Annotated in this window: 16 protein-coding genes and 1 pseudogene; 3 read left to right on the top strand and 14 right to left on the bottom strand. The window is 31.2% G+C overall.

The genetic code is table 11. The features are described from left to right. Positions 1-2: 2 nt before the first annotated feature. From OIU83_RS00480 to OIU83_RS00435, 10 genes are all read right to left on the bottom strand, one after another. On the bottom strand, positions 3-395 hold the full coding sequence (locus tag OIU83_RS00480) for an ACT domain-containing protein (protein WP_264204322.1): 393 nt from the start codon (positions 393-395) through the stop codon (positions 3-5). 20 nt (positions 396-415) lie between these two features. Beyond that, the gene (locus OIU83_RS00475) at positions 416-1,036 is read right to left on the bottom strand and encodes a hypothetical protein (protein WP_264204321.1); all 621 of its coding nucleotides are present in this window, start codon (positions 1,034-1,036) and stop codon (positions 416-418) included. A 6-nt stretch (positions 1,037-1,042) separates the two neighbouring features. Continuing rightward, complete coding sequence (locus tag OIU83_RS00470) at positions 1,043-1,423, bottom strand: VOC family protein (RefSeq protein WP_264204320.1); 381 nt, start codon at positions 1,421-1,423, stop codon at positions 1,043-1,045. A 166-nt stretch (positions 1,424-1,589) separates the two neighbouring features. Beyond that, on the bottom strand, positions 1,590-2,834 hold the full coding sequence (gene fabF, locus OIU83_RS00465; protein ID WP_264204319.1) for a beta-ketoacyl-ACP synthase II: 1,245 nt from the start codon (positions 2,832-2,834) through the stop codon (positions 1,590-1,592). Continuing rightward, the gene (locus OIU83_RS00460; protein ID WP_264204318.1) at positions 2,834-3,391 is read right to left on the bottom strand and encodes a TetR/AcrR family transcriptional regulator; all 558 of its coding nucleotides are present in this window, start codon (positions 3,389-3,391) and stop codon (positions 2,834-2,836) included. The genes fabF and OIU83_RS00460 overlap by 1 nt, the downstream gene beginning before the upstream one ends. A 136-nt stretch (positions 3,392-3,527) precedes the next feature. Next, positions 3,528-4,076, bottom strand: coding sequence for a hypothetical protein (locus OIU83_RS00455; RefSeq protein WP_264204317.1), 549 nt, complete (start codon positions 4,074-4,076; stop codon positions 3,528-3,530). Positions 4,077-4,096: 20 nt separating this feature from the next. Then, the gene (locus OIU83_RS00450; protein ID WP_264204316.1) at positions 4,097-4,678 is read right to left on the bottom strand and encodes an LOG family protein; all 582 of its coding nucleotides are present in this window, start codon (positions 4,676-4,678) and stop codon (positions 4,097-4,099) included. 22 nt (positions 4,679-4,700) lie between these two features. Continuing rightward, a complete protein-coding gene (locus OIU83_RS00445) occupies positions 4,701-6,095 on the bottom strand; it encodes an alpha/beta hydrolase family protein (RefSeq protein WP_264204315.1) in 1,395 nt (464 codons plus the stop codon). A gap of 100 nt (positions 6,096-6,195) precedes the next feature. After that, a complete protein-coding gene (locus tag OIU83_RS00440; protein ID WP_264204314.1) occupies positions 6,196-6,711 on the bottom strand; it encodes a GNAT family N-acetyltransferase in 516 nt (171 codons plus the stop codon). A 10-nt stretch (positions 6,712-6,721) separates the two neighbouring features. After that, positions 6,722-7,420 carry a formylglycine-generating enzyme family protein gene (locus OIU83_RS00435; protein ID WP_264204313.1) on the bottom strand — a complete coding sequence of 233 codons (699 nt, stop codon included), beginning with the start codon at positions 7,418-7,420 and terminating at the stop codon, positions 6,722-6,724. Between the two features lie 221 nt (positions 7,421-7,641). Between OIU83_RS00435 and OIU83_RS00430 the strand changes: the two genes are divergently transcribed. The 3 genes from OIU83_RS00430 to OIU83_RS00420 all read left to right on the top strand — a co-directional run bounded on the left by OIU83_RS00430 (position 7,642) and on the right by OIU83_RS00420 (position 12,650). After that, positions 7,642-10,029, top strand: coding sequence for a glycoside hydrolase family 19 protein (locus OIU83_RS00430; RefSeq protein WP_264204312.1), 2,388 nt, complete (start codon positions 7,642-7,644; stop codon positions 10,027-10,029). Further along, positions 10,014-11,207: an SH3 domain-containing protein gene (locus tag OIU83_RS00425; RefSeq protein ID WP_264204311.1), complete on the top strand. Its 1,194-nt coding sequence runs from the start codon at positions 10,014-10,016 to the stop codon at positions 11,205-11,207. Before OIU83_RS00430 ends, OIU83_RS00425 begins: the two co-directional genes overlap by 16 nt. Before the next feature lie 213 nt (positions 11,208-11,420). Then, positions 11,421-12,650 carry a hypothetical protein gene (locus tag OIU83_RS00420; protein ID WP_264204310.1) on the top strand — a complete coding sequence of 410 codons (1,230 nt, stop codon included), beginning with the start codon at positions 11,421-11,423 and terminating at the stop codon, positions 12,648-12,650. 331 nt (positions 12,651-12,981) lie between these two features. Here OIU83_RS00420 and OIU83_RS00415 read toward each other — a convergent pair. The 4 genes and pseudogenes from OIU83_RS00415 to OIU83_RS00400 form a co-directional block, all read right to left on the bottom strand. Beyond that, positions 12,982-13,217 (bottom strand): annotated as a pseudogene (locus OIU83_RS00415) (hypothetical protein). A gap of 135 nt (positions 13,218-13,352) precedes the next feature. Beyond that, positions 13,353-13,676: a DUF2085 domain-containing protein gene (locus tag OIU83_RS00410; RefSeq protein ID WP_264204309.1), complete on the bottom strand. Its 324-nt coding sequence runs from the start codon at positions 13,674-13,676 to the stop codon at positions 13,353-13,355. Next, positions 13,677-13,874, bottom strand: a complete 198-nt coding sequence (locus tag OIU83_RS00405) for a hypothetical protein (protein WP_264204308.1) — start codon at positions 13,872-13,874, stop codon at positions 13,677-13,679. 33 nt (positions 13,875-13,907) lie between these two features. Further along, entirely contained in the window at positions 13,908-15,407 is a 1,500-nt protein-coding gene (locus tag OIU83_RS00400) for a class A beta-lactamase-related serine hydrolase (protein ID WP_264204307.1), read from the bottom strand. Between the last annotated feature and the right edge of the window lie 37 nt (positions 15,408-15,444).

Raw genomic sequence — 15,444 nt, 5'->3', positions numbered from 1 at the left:
TTCTATTCTGAAAATTTATTTAAAATAGTTATGGCATTGTCGGTGTCTTTTTTATTTACAAAAATGTGGTCGTGATAAAACGCTGCTACAACATTGCAACTAATGTTATTATCGGATAACGCTTTCGCGAAAGCGGCAGTTAAACCCACAGCTTCTAACGATGAATGTACAGTAAGAGTTATCCATGACATTACAACTGAATAATCAAGTTTTAGCCCGTCGGCAATTTCTTTTTTTAAGATTAAAGTAATGCCTTCGCTTTCTGTAAATGACATTACAATATCTTTGATAGCTATATTTTCAAGACTTTCTACGGTACAAAAAACATAATCACCAACATTATGTTTAGGTTTCATGCTTTTGAGTAATTTCTCTAAATCTTTTTCTCCAGACATTTTAATGGTTTGTTTTTATTTTAGATTATGCTAGATGCAATTTTAATGTTTAATTTATTTTTTTCTTCTATTTCATTTTTCAATTTATCGTATTCAATAGAATTGGTCAATTTTTTTAAAGAATTTAAAGTTATCGAATGTTGACTTCGCTTGTAATTATTCAACTCTTCAGTTGACAAGACATAAAACTCCCAATGATTTAAATTAAGAGGATTAATTGTTGGTTTGTCTAAATGATGTAAAAGACAAAAGACATATACATCAGCACTTCTAATTGGGATTGTTGAACGTTTATCAATTTCTGAATTCCAAGGCTGGGATAGTTTTGTACTGAAACTAATTGGCGATAGTTTCTTTTGTTCCCATGATTGTATATATGCAGCAGATTTTATTTCAATTTTTATTTTGTCGGGTGTTTCTAAATCATAGGCACCCCATTCATCTCGAATTTCTTTTATGTCAATATTTACAGCTGTTGCAACAATAAATTCAGCTAAACGTCCACGTGTCGCATTACTAACAATATCTGAAACACTCCAACGCCAAAAATCAAGTAATGAAAAATTTAGAGACTTTTCATTATACAGAAGCTTTTCTTCTCCAGTTTTTAAAATAGCTTTGGTGGTTTCTAAAGAGTTCATAATATTTTATTTTTTAGTCATATGTAATGCAATTCGGTTTCCTTCGCAATCTTTAAATTCGGCTACTGAGCCATATTCTCCGTTTGATGTTATTGGAAATAAAACTTCGGCACCATTTTTTACTGCAAGGTTTAAAGTAGCATCAATATCTTCAGTATTAAAATATACAAGTGTTCCGTTTATAGTAGGTTTGTATATTTCTCCTTTTGCCAAAGCGCCCGATATTCCGTTATTGCCTTCGATAAGAGGAAAAAATGCCATTTCGTTATCATGAATGGTATCTCGCTCAAAATCAAAATTAAAAACTGCCGTATAAAATTGTATGGCTCTTTCTATATCGGTTACAGGAATCTCAAAATAGACAACCGGATTTGATTTGTTTTTCATTTAAATGTTTGATGACATATTTTTATTACCAACGAAGTTATGGAAATTTTTATTCCGATTTGTTATTTGATATTGTCAATTGATTTCATGAGATTGTTATATATAAAGCAACCTCGCTTAAATTGCTTAAACGAGGTTGCTTTATTTTTGATTTAATTACGTAAAATCATTCCGTAAATTTTTTAAATATTGAACTTGCTATATGTCCACCAAAACCAAATGTATTGCTCATTGCGTAGTTAACTATTTTAGGTTGAGCTTTACCGAGTGTCAAATTAAACTTATTTAAAAATTCGGGTTCTACCGTTTGTGTATTTATTGTTGGTGGAACGATGTTTTCCTGAATTGCTTTTATACAGGCAATTGCTTCAATAGCTCCGGCTGCGCCAAGTAAATGTCCAGTCATTGATTTTGTCGCACTAATATTGGCATTTGGGTTTATTCCAAATACTTTTTCCATTGCCTTAAGTTCGCTCAAGTCGCCAGTAGGAGTTGAGGTAGCATGAGCATTTATATAATTGATTTTGTCCGATGTTATCTGAGCTTCCTCAAGTGCAAGTTCCATTCCTAGAATAGCACCTTCGCCATCTGGGTGTGTACTTGTTAAGTGATAAGCATCTCCAGCTAATCCACCGCCAACAATTTCGGCAAGAATAACAGCATTTCTTTTTAATGCATGTTCATAGCTTTCTAGTATAATGGCACCAGCACCTTCACCCAAAACAAATCCGTTTCTTGTTACATCAAATGGTCGTGATGCTTTACTACAATCATCGTTTAATGTGGATAATGCTTTTGAGGCATTAAAACCTCCAATAGAAGATTCTGTGACAGAAGCTTCTGATCCGCCGCTAATTATCATATCGGCTTTACCCCAACGGATGTAATTAAATGCATCAATTATTGCTGTATTACTTGCCGAACAGGCAGATACTGTGGTGTAATTAATTCCGCGAAGCCCGTATTTAATTGAGATTGCTCCCGAGGCAATGTTAATAATCCTTTTTGGGATGAAAAACGGGCTAAATCTTGGTGTACCATTACCTAATTTATATTCTCCGATTTGTTCTTCGAATGTTGAAACGCCACCATCACCAGAACCCCAAATAACTCCAATTCTATTTTTATCCAAAGAATCAAAATCAATATTTGCGTTTTTGATAGCTTCGTCTGTTACATATAATGCGTATTGAGTAAAAAGGTCATATTTTCTTATTTCATTTTTCTCAAAAATGTTTTCAGGATTAAAATTTTTAACCTCACAGGCAAATTTAGTTTTGAATTTAGAAGTGTCAAATTTTGTTATTTCGGATGCTCCACTAACTCCATTGATTAGTGAGTGCCAATATTCCAACACATTATTACCAATAGGGGTTACTGCTCCCAATCCTGTTATTACTACTCTTTTCATTATTTTTTAGATTTTAGTTCTTTTAGAATTGTTTCTTTTACAATCACAAAGTCATTTTCGTTTGTAAGTCTTGACAGTTGTACAATTGCAACCATATTTGTTATTATCATCAATGCCTTTGTTCTTGGTGAAGATTCAAAATCAAATATTTTAAGTTCTTTTCCTTCTGTTAAGACTTCGGTTAACCAATTAATAACTAATGCTGCAAATATTTGTAGTTCTGTTTTTATGGTTTCATCCAGGGTGTTTAAGTCTGTAGCTAATGAACCAACAATGCAGACTTTGTTCTCCTGTTTTATTTGAGTATGAATTGCCAAGAAAGCTTCAAGTTTTTTTAATGGAGATTCATTGGCAACTTTTTTCTTTAAAGTTTCACATCTCTCAATATGCTCTTTGATTGTCGCGACTCCTAGGTCTGATTTTGCAGGGAAATGATAATGGATTGAAGCTGTTTTTATACCAATATCATTAGAGATATCTTTAAAGCTAAAAGCATTGTAACCTTTTTCTCTTATCAATTGATCTGCTTTGTCTATGATTGCTTCTCGTGTTGTCATCGTATTTTTTAACAAATATACTACCTATTAGTAGATAGGCAAATTAATTATGATTTATTTTAAAATATTTTAGCAATCGATTAACATGTTATGTGTTAAAGAGTTTGATTGGTTGAGTTATTCTGTATAGGGATTTCTATTTCACTTTCGTCATGTACATATACCAGTTCCATTCCCAAGTTTCGCCATTATCGACAGACATTGCCTGACTCCAAATTGGATTGTTTTTGTCTCTGGCATCCCAACGAAATAACTGAATTACTTTTTTTCCTTCATAAATATCTCTTGAAAAGAAATGACCTACTTTTTTTTCGAAGGAGCCAATTACTGGTTTATCCAGAACTCCTGTATTAGAATCTGACCAATAAATACTCCATAATTTTGTTTCTGGATTAAATAATCGTACTGTCATTCCTTCAAAAGGGACACCATCAAATTCTGCTAGAAAATTATCAATATTACCAATTCCGTTTAAAACTTTATGCATTTCCTGAGTCGATGGAAATTCAATCCACTCCGTACAATCGGAGAATCTATATTTTAATTTTTTATTTATAATATTGGATTTCCCCTGAAAAAAATCAAAATCATCTTTGGATGAAGTAAGGGAAGGGAGGATTATTAATTCTCCGCTTGCATTAAAAATCAATTTTGGAATTTCTAAATTTAAATTATCTACAGTCATTTTTTTTGATTTTTAATGATTTATTCATTACCCTTTTTAATCCATTTCCCAACTTCTGGCGCTACGTAATTTTTCATTTTATCCAGTAAATCCTGAGAATCTGTACTTACGATTATCATTTGTTGGTTTACTTCTTTTAAGAAACCTTCGTTTACCATTTTTAGTATAAACTCTAATAATAAATCATAAAATCCATGAATATTCAAAATTCCTATTGGTTTTTTATGAAGTCCGAGTTGCGCCCATGTAAGCATCTCAAAAAACTCTTCCAGAGTTCCAAATCCACCTGGTAAAGCAATTACGCCATCGCTTAATTCGTTCATTTTGGTTTTCCTTTCGTGCATGCTTTTTACAATAATTAATTCGGTTAAATTATCGTGAGCAATTTCTTTCTTCATCAGGAAGTCTGGTAAAACACCAATCACTTTTCCATTTTTATTTAAAACTCCATCTGCTACAGCACCCATAAGTCCTACTTTGGCTCCGCCATAAACCAAATCGATATTATTTTCGGACATTGTTTGTCCAAGTTTAAAAGCTTGGGTTTCGTATTCTTTTTTGTTCCCAAAACTTGATCCACAAAAAACGGTAATTCTATTCATTTGTTTAATTGTAAAATGTATTTTATTTCGTTTGTATTTTTATCCAACTTAGAATTTCGTTCAGCGCTATTGGAGAGAACGTTTGTTCAATAGTAGCATATTCTTTCGGTAAACCAGTTTCACATTCCTGAAATAAATGATTAAGGTTTGGCAATTCTTTGGTCGTTATGTTTTTATTTCCTCCTTTTAATACTGCTTCTTTTATGGCTGATAGATTTTCTTTTGGTGGAACTTGTAAGTCCTTTGAACCATTAAGCGCTAAAACAGCACATTTTACTTTTTCTAATGTAGGAACTGGATTATATTTAAGAAAATTTACCATCCAAGGGCTTGAGATTTTATCAACTTGCATTTTTATATATTCAGCTTCAGTTATCCCAGCAGGTTTATCTGTAGCACTTTCAGATGCTTTTGTGATATAGGTTGTTAAATCCGTTTTTAATTGTTCTGCATTCTTGGATTTTGTTACGATACCAAAAGCAGTTTTGTTCATTTCCTGTGATTTTTGAATTTCAGCATTATTCATTCCTGCTGCTTCTGCAATTACTTTTTGTTGTAACAAAAGTAATTGATCTCCAGGAATTCCAGGACCAGCGAGTAGGATAATAAAGTTAATATCCTTGGAGTTTGAGGCAACAATTGGTGCTATTAATCCGCCTTCACTATGACCAATTAATCCAATTTTTTGTTTGTTGATTTCTTTTCTGGTTTGTAAATAGTTTACTGCAGCTTGAACATCCGTAGCAAAATCAAAAGAGGTAGAAGTTTTAAAATCTCCAGTAGATGCTGCTGTTCCTCTATCATCATATCGCAAAACTGCAATTCCGTTTTTGGTTAAATAATCAGATAATACAAGGAAAGGTTTGTGTCCCATTAATTCTTCATCCCGATTTTGTGGGCCGCTTCCGCTAATTAAAATCACTACAGGGAAAACGCCTTCTTTTTTAGGTAATGTCAATGTTCCAGCCAAAGTTATTCCTGCTTTCTCATTCTTAAAAGTTACCTCTTCTGAGTAATAAGGATATGGTTTGGTTGGTTCTTGTGGTCGTACTAGTTTTTCTTTTTCAATTTTTTCTCTCGATAAATTCATAGGAAAAGCATGACCGGCTTGGGTGAAAGTACCAACAATTTTATTGTCTTTACCAAGAGTGCCTTCATATTCAATTCGGGCATTTGCAACAGTAAGTTTTAAAGTTGAGTTTTCAAAACTTGTTGTAGTTACTGGAATATCTTTTGCGCCTTGATCAGGACTATCCATTGTTGATTTAAAGCTTGTATCGGATTTAGTAATATTAAAAACGAGTCTTAATTGGGTTCCCTGAACATTTAGGACACCATTCCATTGTCCTGTAATTTCTTGTCCAAAAACAGTCATAGAAATTAAACCGATTAATAGTGATAGTATAAATTGTTTCATTTGGTTATGGTTATTTAATTGGTTATTTTTTTAATTCTATTGCCTTATAGAATAGACTGATAAAATGTATTCTGTTACAGGAATAGTATAAAATTGTCGATTATTTTTTTAAATTTATTTTCCAATTGGTTTTATTTACTGTCATATTAATTGAGATCCAAATATTTTTCTGAACTATGATTTCACTTAGTTTATCTGGATTTATTGTAAATCCCGATTTTTCATAACATCTAATAGCTTGTTTATTCCAATCGTATACATTAAGTTCTACTTGTTCTACGTTTAACTTTTCGAAAGAATAGTGTACCAGAAGATTAACTATTTCCTCCCCAATTCCCTTTCCTCGATATTTTTCTTCGCCGATAAGTATTCGGCATAGCTTAGCCAAATTATCTTCGGATTGATATATTTCTGCATGTCCAATTACTTCTTTCGATTTTGTATCGATTACTTTAAATGGTATTCTATTTTCTTCTTTTACATAATTTTCTAATTGCTCAGTTGTTAATGGAAATTTAAAAATCGGACCAGAAAATTGAACTAACATTTCTTCATTATCCACCCAAGTTATTAATTTTTCGAAATCTGTATTATCAAATTTTTCTAGTTTTATCATAGTTTTTGTATTATAAATTTCGAGCTAATCGAAATCCTAAATCATCAATTTTAAACGACGTAGGATGGCTGCGTCTTCGATTTGTGGCCATACAACCTCTTTCATTATCATACCAGCCACCACCACGAAAAATGCGGTAGGAGCCATAAACCGTTTCATTGTATATATCCGAACACCATTCCCATACATTTCCTAGCATATCATAAAGACCAAATGAGTTGGGCTCTTTCGTTCCTACATCATGTGTTGTTTTCTCTGAGTTTTCTTTATACCATGCAATTCTATCAATTTCGCTATATCTTATACTTGTAGTTCCAGCTTTACATGTATATTCCCATTCGGCTTCGGTAGGAAGTCGGTAGCCATTTGCTTTGTTATCAAAAAATATTTCTTCGCTGTCATTATTCCAAGAATAACAAGGTGTAAATCCTGAATTCTCAGAAAGTAAATTACAAAAAACGACTGCCTGTATCCACGATACAGTTTCGACAGGTTTTTTATTTCCTTTAAAAGTGCTTGGAGAATCCTTAGTAAATTCAAAATATAAATCTTGCGTTACAAGGTATTTTGCCATTAAGAAAGGCTGAATATTTGCTGTCCAGGTATGTTTAATTCTGTCATCCCTCATTATGATTTGACCTTGCGGAATTTCTACCATTTGAAGGCTAATGGCTTTATTATTTGATATATTGATACTATGCTGATTCATGAGTATTTGATTGTTTTTTAAAACAGCAACCGAAGTTATGAAAAATATTGCAGCATATTTAAACAAAAAAAGCAATCATAAGAAACTAGTGTTGCTTGTTTATATTTATAGGAAATTTATTTATAATTATATTTTATTTTTACAATATAATAATTACTTTAGCCTAAATGTTAGATTATATTTTACAATATAATTTAGCCTTTAGTTTTAAATAATTTAGTATGTCAAATTTTAAAATAATTGGTAATCCAAATCCTGAGACAGGGAAGGAAGTAACTTATACCGTAAGTAACTCCAATCTTCCCGGGAGCTTATTTCCTGGGCAAGTTATTCCATTGGGAAGTAACCCCTTTTTAGCGCAAGTGCAATGGTCTTTATCTGTTCTGGAATATGGAAAATGGAAGCTAAAAGAAAAAAATAATAAAACAGGGCCCAAAGCTGCCTATACATTCACCGAAATAAGCCTTACAAGACAAGCGATACGTATAGTGGCACGCATGGGCGAAGAAAAAGCTACGCTAGATATCAAACCTCAAAAAACAGTTGAGCGCAAGATTATAGGTGTAGAGCTATGCGATGCACTAGGTAAGAAACAAACCAAGCCGTTTGCTTATAACCAAACAGTATTGGCAAGGGTACATTGCCTTAATCTTGATAATTGTACCGTACATGTAACCTTATGGGAAGACGATGCTCCGGGTAAAGGACATAGCGAAATAAACAAAAATAATAAAGCAGTAACGAAATCCGAACTGATATCGAATGGTATTGCAGATATTAAATTTAGACTAGCAACGGATTTTGCAAAAATGGCAAATGCACAATTGGCCAAAGGCGATAAAAGCGAAGGGAAATTTCATGAATATTATGTAACTGCTGAAATTTTTAGACAAAAAATAGCCAGTAGTAATAATATAAATGTAATTAATCCCGATAACAAAACGCCTGACGCAAAACCCAAACCAATTCCTTCTAGGCCAACTCCCCAAAAACCGAAACCTCCTGTACCAGCCGCTACAAAAGGGAAGTCTCAAATGGAGGAAAAAGGAATATTAGAAACTGTAGGAAGCGCAATATACGATTGGGGAGAGTCGAAGCTTAAAGTATTGTCTACAATCCTACCCGATCCTATGGAGATTGTAAATAGTGTTTCGAAACTTGCTACGCCTGATAAAAAGGAGGAGAAGAAGGATGAGAAGAAAGGAACTTGTCCAAATTGTGATAAAGATATTACTCTTGATGAAATTAAAAAGATTTGTGTTGATAGTAAAGGAAATTGTTTGATAGATAACGAAACAATGATAAAGGCAGCTTTACCACATTTAAATAAATATCGTAAAAAAGTAGGTATAAATACTTGTGTAAGAAAAGCACATTTCTTATCTCAGATAGCTGAGGAAAGTAAATTTTATTCATTACAGGAAAACTTTAATTGGTATTGGAAACCTCTTATAGGGACTTTTAGTTCTTATTTTATACAATTTAATTCAAAAGATGAAAAAGAAACTGAAGCAAAAAGGCTAGGGAGAGCAAATGAAGCGAAAACGCCAGGTCTTACACTCGATCAGCAAATAAAATTAGCTAATGCAATTTATGGTAAAACACATCCTAATGGTAAATTGCATGTGAATTCAGGTGACGGTTGGTTGTATAGTGGTAAAGGATTTAAACAAATAACATGGAAAAGTAATTATCAAGAATTAGAGAAATATTTTAATGCTAATATGAAAATTGATAATGAGTCAGATGTTGATTGGACTGATGGTGATAACCCTTATAAATTAAAAAATAATGCAAAAGATGCAATGACTTCGGCATTAGCTTTTTGGGGTAAAAATAATATAAATAGCGTTGCTAATGAAAATAATGTACAGGCTGTCGAAAAAGTAACAAAAAAAATAAACACTGCTTTAAAAGGTTTAGAAGGGCGGAAAAAATATTTTAAAAATGCAGTAGATGTTTTAAAAGTTAACAATTGTCAAAAAGGATCTTCAATAAATATTGATAAAGGAACTGTGATAATTGTTTCAGGTAAAGACACAAAGAAAGAAAAAGATCCTGCTCAAAATATTTATTGGGTAATGTATAAAACAAGTGTTTATAAAGATATGAGCTTGCAAACATATAAAAAACTCCTGACTTCAAAAAAACTCCCAGAACCTGACCATGTTACTTATTTAAGTAGAGATACACATCAGACTTATAGTAAAAAGAAAGGCTCTTTTAAACATTCAGATAAAAGATTTGGACAATACAATGAAATCCCACCAGGTGAATATTTTTTAGTTCCAGGACTTCCTGGACAAACATATAAGATTTATGTTATAGATTCTGAAAGTAAGACAGCATCTGATGAAAACGGAATATCTGGTGTAGATGGACCAAGAGGTGGAGTAGCATTACATCAGTATTGCCCAAGATTTTCAGTAGGATGCTTCACCTTTAATTGTGGTACAAGTACATCAGCTGTTACAAATTTTATAAATGAGATACCAGATTTAGTTTTAAATGATGGTAGACCTGTGAGATTCATTGTTGAAGAGAGAAAAGTAACGGAATCAACTTGGGATGATGCTAAAAAGGGAACAAAAAAATGGACTGGAATTTAAATAAAAATAGAATGAAAACAAATGTAATTATCTTATCTCTTTTAATCAGCTTAATCTCTTGTAAAGATAAAGTAGATGAAAAAAATGTAAGTATAGAAAAAAATGTAAGTATGAATGACTCAAAAAATGCTCCTTACAATATAACGGATATAGGAGATGGTGTAAAATATAATTATGATACTTTATCTGTAGATTATATAAAGAAGGTAAAGACTAGTCTTTTAAATAGAAAATTTAAATTTCTTGATGAGCAAAAATTTAAAGATAAAGTATTTGAAGTCTATAATATAAATGTATATGATTACAAAAATAAGATAGTTGCTTTGAGACCAGCTATGTTTACTGAGATTGCAATTAAAGAAGATAAATTTATTTTAATAGAAGATCCTGAGACAGATGATAGTGATGTCATAAACGATAATTTAGAATATTATTATAATTCGTATGTTTTTTATGATGATAAGGTTGCGCTCAATTGGTTGAAATTGAATAATAAACAACAATTGATTGATTTAGTTGTGGATTATGGTTATAGTTCTGATAAAGAATTGGTTAAGTTTGTTTTTAAAGATTTTGATTTTGATAATAGTGTTTTATTTCATGATTTAATTTTCTCAAATGATGTTAATTCAAAAAAATTTTTATTAAGAGAAAAAATATTAGATGATATTGAAAATTTAGTTTATAAAGGTCATGTAGAAGGGTATACAGAAACAAAAACTGGTAACGGATACAATAGCTTTTCTGAAATAATAAAAAAAATAAGGAGGAATCCAAATAACTATATTGAACCCGAAAAATATATAGCTTTCTTATATGAAAAGGATTTAAGAATAGGTATTGTAGGGCATGTTGAGTCTAATTTAATGACCAATACGAATTATAAATCTTTTTTAAAACAAAACAACTACTTTAATTTGGAAAGATTGAAAGATTATGTGGAGAATATTTATGGAGAAAATCCTGATTCAGAAGATACTAAAATAGTGTATAAAATTCAGGATTTAGATGGTTATACTAATTTAAGGAAAGAAAAAAACAGCTCATCTGCAATAATTGAAAAAGTTAAATCTGGAGAAGAGATTGAAATACTTGATGATTCTGGAGATTGGTGGTTTGTGTCAACAAAATCTGGTAATAAAGGATATGTATATAAGAGTAAAATAAAATCAGAATAATTTGTTTTTTTTAAGCTAGTGTAATAACCCTCCAGTATTAGTAAATAAAATTAGCTCAAGGATAAAATTATAAAGATAACAGGATCATTGACGTATTGAAATGAATAGCTACAGTTAGTAAGAGTGAAATGCTTTTGCTAACTGCTGGAATTCCTAGGTAAGTGAAGAGATTAATATAATAAAAAAATGGAAATGATTTTAAATGCAAATAAAATGAGGATAATAGTATTAATCGTTTTTCTAGTCTTGATTGGTTGCAAAAAAGAAAATAAGAATGACTTAAGTAATAAACATAATGGAATTGTTCTAAAATTTAAAAACACTTCTGTTGCATTTGATGGAGTTAGCACTGTTAATGATATAAATAACATTAAGGATGATTTCATAATTCAAAACAATGGAACTGAAATTCTAATACAACCAGCTTATTTGGCGAGCGATTTATTAGATGGAAAGACATTAATATTTTCAAATGATGCAGTGCAAAAAGTAAAAATAACTTTTAGCTATGATGCTATTTTTTATGGTGAAGAAAAGAAAAATACTACTCTTGGTTTTAATCGTGATACCACAATGATTTTGAAAGTAATTGATAAAAAAGTTAAAGTTCCAAGTTTTGAAAATATTAAAAATATATTAAACAAAAAATTTGAAACGAATGAAGTTTGTGAGGTTGCATATCTAATAAATCAAAGTTATTTTAATAAAATAATTGCTAATTATGAAGATTTTGGAGGAAAGAGTTCTCCTGATTATAAAGATGCAATGATTTTTTTTAAAAAAGGAAAGAAAGATTTTAAGAAGTTAGAAGATTTATTTATAAATGTTGATTATTCTAAACTTAGTATTGAGTTTGAGGATAAAAACAAAGCCCATTCGATAATTACTTTTGATAGAATGTTTGGTAAATATGAATTTGCAAAAGTAGAGAAACAAGAGATTTCGATTCCTAAAGGGTTTTATATTCTAGATAGTACATTAATTAGTTTGAAGAATATAAAATATAAAATATTGACATTAGAAAAAGAGGAAATTAAGAATAAAGATAATGCTCAACATAATTCTAATCCTATAGTTATTTTAGAAAAGACAGGTAATAAATATTATAAAAAAAATGATAATTATAATTTAGTATTTAAATACGATGATAATTGTCCTGCAGATGGATATGGCGGAATTGTAAGTAAGAATAATTATTTTACAATTCAACAAATATTTTGCGTGGACTTTATGTTTGTGAATTCATATACAACATTTAAGATAGATGAAAATACCAATGAGATATATCTGCATAAGTATGGCGAAGAATATACTGACCGAAGTAATTCGGACAGGAAAATACCGACAAAAGTATGGTCAATAAAAGATTTTGGAGTCGTTAAATTTGACAAAGTAAATGAAACTTTTTTGAATAATCTTAGAAATAAAATATCTATAAAATAATTATTGACAGATTATTAAAATTGTAAAACAATAAGGGCATCGACATATTGAAAAGGATTGTCACAGTTAGCAAGAGTGAGAGGTGAAGTCTCCTGACTTTGTAGCGACAACAACAACAACAACAACAACAACAACAATGGACATAACAAAAAAATAAAAAGAAGGAACGGGTATGAAGTCGGGAGACTTCACGGTGTCCCATAATAGACAGTCTTTTTTTTTTACTTAAAAAAAGACTAATACACGATTGTCAATTTTCATTATAATAACAAACCTCGACTTTTTTAGAATCGAGGTTTCTGTTTTATTTTAAAAGTGTAATAAGAGAAATTTATTCGGTTCCCAAATAAGGATTTAAAACTTCGGCTAATTCATTTAACCAATAAAAAATTTTTTTCTAAGTTGACTATTTTGAGTTGAAGGGTTTCATGTTCCCTCATAAGACCTAAAGCGAGTATGTAATTTACTTGCCTTATCTCCTTAGCCATAGCTTTTGGGTCTATTGTTTTGTTAAAAAAAATCAGCAAGCCTTGTTTCGGCTTCTTTTGAAAGATTGTTTGTACTCATAACTCTGTAATTTTAGGAAATATAAAACCCGCATAGCTAAGGTGTCCTACACTTACAGAAGTGTTACGGTTGTTTCCAATACCGCCACCATACCACACGGGCAAAAGTTTTAGTGTTTTACTCTTAAATATAAAATTAAAATTTTATAACAATATCAATTGCTTCCCAGATAATAATTCCCATTGAGAATCCGCCGATTATACCAGTAAGTAATCTCATGAAATTACTATGATATTTGTGCAATGAGTTTTGTAAATACCAATCTGCAAGCATTAATGCTAAACCGATAATCGAGAAATAAAAAGGAGGAAGGAAATACACAAAATAACATATTGCACATAAAATATGTCCGATGCTTGCACCTAAACATCTTGCACAGAAAGCCATGTGTTTATCATTGATTTTAAAACACCTTTCGGGAATTCCGTGACAGCCTAATGTAAATTCATTTAGTTTCATTTACCAGGTATGTTTACATTTTAGACAAGTTAATCTAACTTTATTCGATCTGTGAGTTCCACATAATAAGCCCAAAGGACCAGCCAGAATTGCTCCACAACAAGCTTTCTTTCCGCTAAACCCTTTTTTATCGGCATATATTTGTGTCGAATGACATTTTCGACATCTAATTTGTTCATCTTGATTATTAGTATTCATGTTTTTTGGTTGGTTAATTCTTGAGTTGTTAAATTATTTTTTGGTTTCGATTTCGATTATTTTTTTTCCATTATTTCCCAGATAATGGGTGAGTAGTTTTTCATATACTTTATAACCATCATCGACATTGGTAAAAATTATGATTCCTTGTTTTGTTTTCGGAAGTATAAAAAAGATCGTTTGTGCACCTCTGTCTGCACCGCCATGTGATAATGCTGTTTCTCCATTTCCCAAATCGTAGATTTCAAGGCCTAAGCCAAAATGTTTTCCTGCTTTTGTTTCTACCTGATTAGTTTTCATATCGTCAAAAACTTTTTTTGATAATCCATCTCCATTCATTACACTAACTAGAAATTTTCCATAATCTTCAATGGTTGTTAAGAGGTCATCGGCAGCATTTGCAGTTTTTCTTTTCTCCGTTTCGTACGCATTCCCTTTTGGATCATATCCTATTGCAAATCTTGTTTCGTCTGTTTTTTTATCCCATATATAATTGGTGTCGTTCATTTGCAAAGGGGCAAATATCAATTCCTTTGCTAATTGGTCAAGCGTTTTATTGAATTTTTTTTCTAATGCTTTTCGTAAATATTCAAAACCTTCACCGGAGTATTGGTATTTCGTCCCTGGTTCAAATTGAAAGTGTAGTTTTTTATCGGTATTATTCCAACGCCAGTTCGAAAAACCCGTTTGATGACTTAAAATATGTCTTGTAGTTAGTTTTTTAACTTGAGGATCATTTGCTACATCTGGATCAATCCAATATTTATAAAGTGGTTCATCCAAATCCCATTTGCCTAAGCTTACTAATTTTAAAGTAACCATTGCAGTAATTGGTTTGGTCAGTGAAGCAACATTAAAAATAGTATTGTAAGGTGCCGTTACTCCTTTTTTTAGGTCACCAAAAACTTTAATTTGTTGTAGTTTCCCATCATTGATTATGCCAAGTCCAAGGGTAGGAACATTGTTTTCTTTGAGCCAATTTTCAATTTCGGCATCATTGTCGAAAATTACCGATTTATTAGCTATGGTATTATTGTTTTGATGATCGTAACTAAGTCCTCGAGCTAGTTTCCAGTTTCCTTTTTGCAACAGCCATAAATGGGTAAATCGAGCACTACTTCCGGGAGTTTCTTTTTTGTCTGTGGTTATTCTGTAAAATTTATGAATACCTGTTTGTATTGCACCATAAAGAACTTTGTCTTTATAGAGTGGATAAATTTCGGTGCTTCCGGCAATTAAATCTCTTCTTAATTGATATGTTTTAGAAGAGGCACATAATCCGTTGCGAATATTAGATAAGAATTTCTTTTTATTGGATATACTGTCTTCGTCGTGAAAAAACTCAAAGTCTTCGGTTAATAAAGTTTCAAATTGATTGATGTCGCAAGTATTAAAGCCAACCTTAAAGAGCAGACTATCTCTGGAAATGATAGTTTTATATAAGTCTGAGTTTTTATCAACCTGAGCTGATAATGAGAGCGAAGCTATAAAGAATAACAGTAATAAATAATGGTTGATTGTTTTGATTGTCATGATGATGATTTCTTTATAAGACGTGAGATTATTTTTT

The organism is Flavobacterium shii, assembly GCF_025847235.1.
GTDB lineage: Bacteria > Bacteroidota > Bacteroidia > Flavobacteriales > Flavobacteriaceae > Flavobacterium > Flavobacterium shii.
Note: the sequence above shows the minus strand (reverse complement) of the source record. Positions and strands in the feature narration are given on the sequence as shown.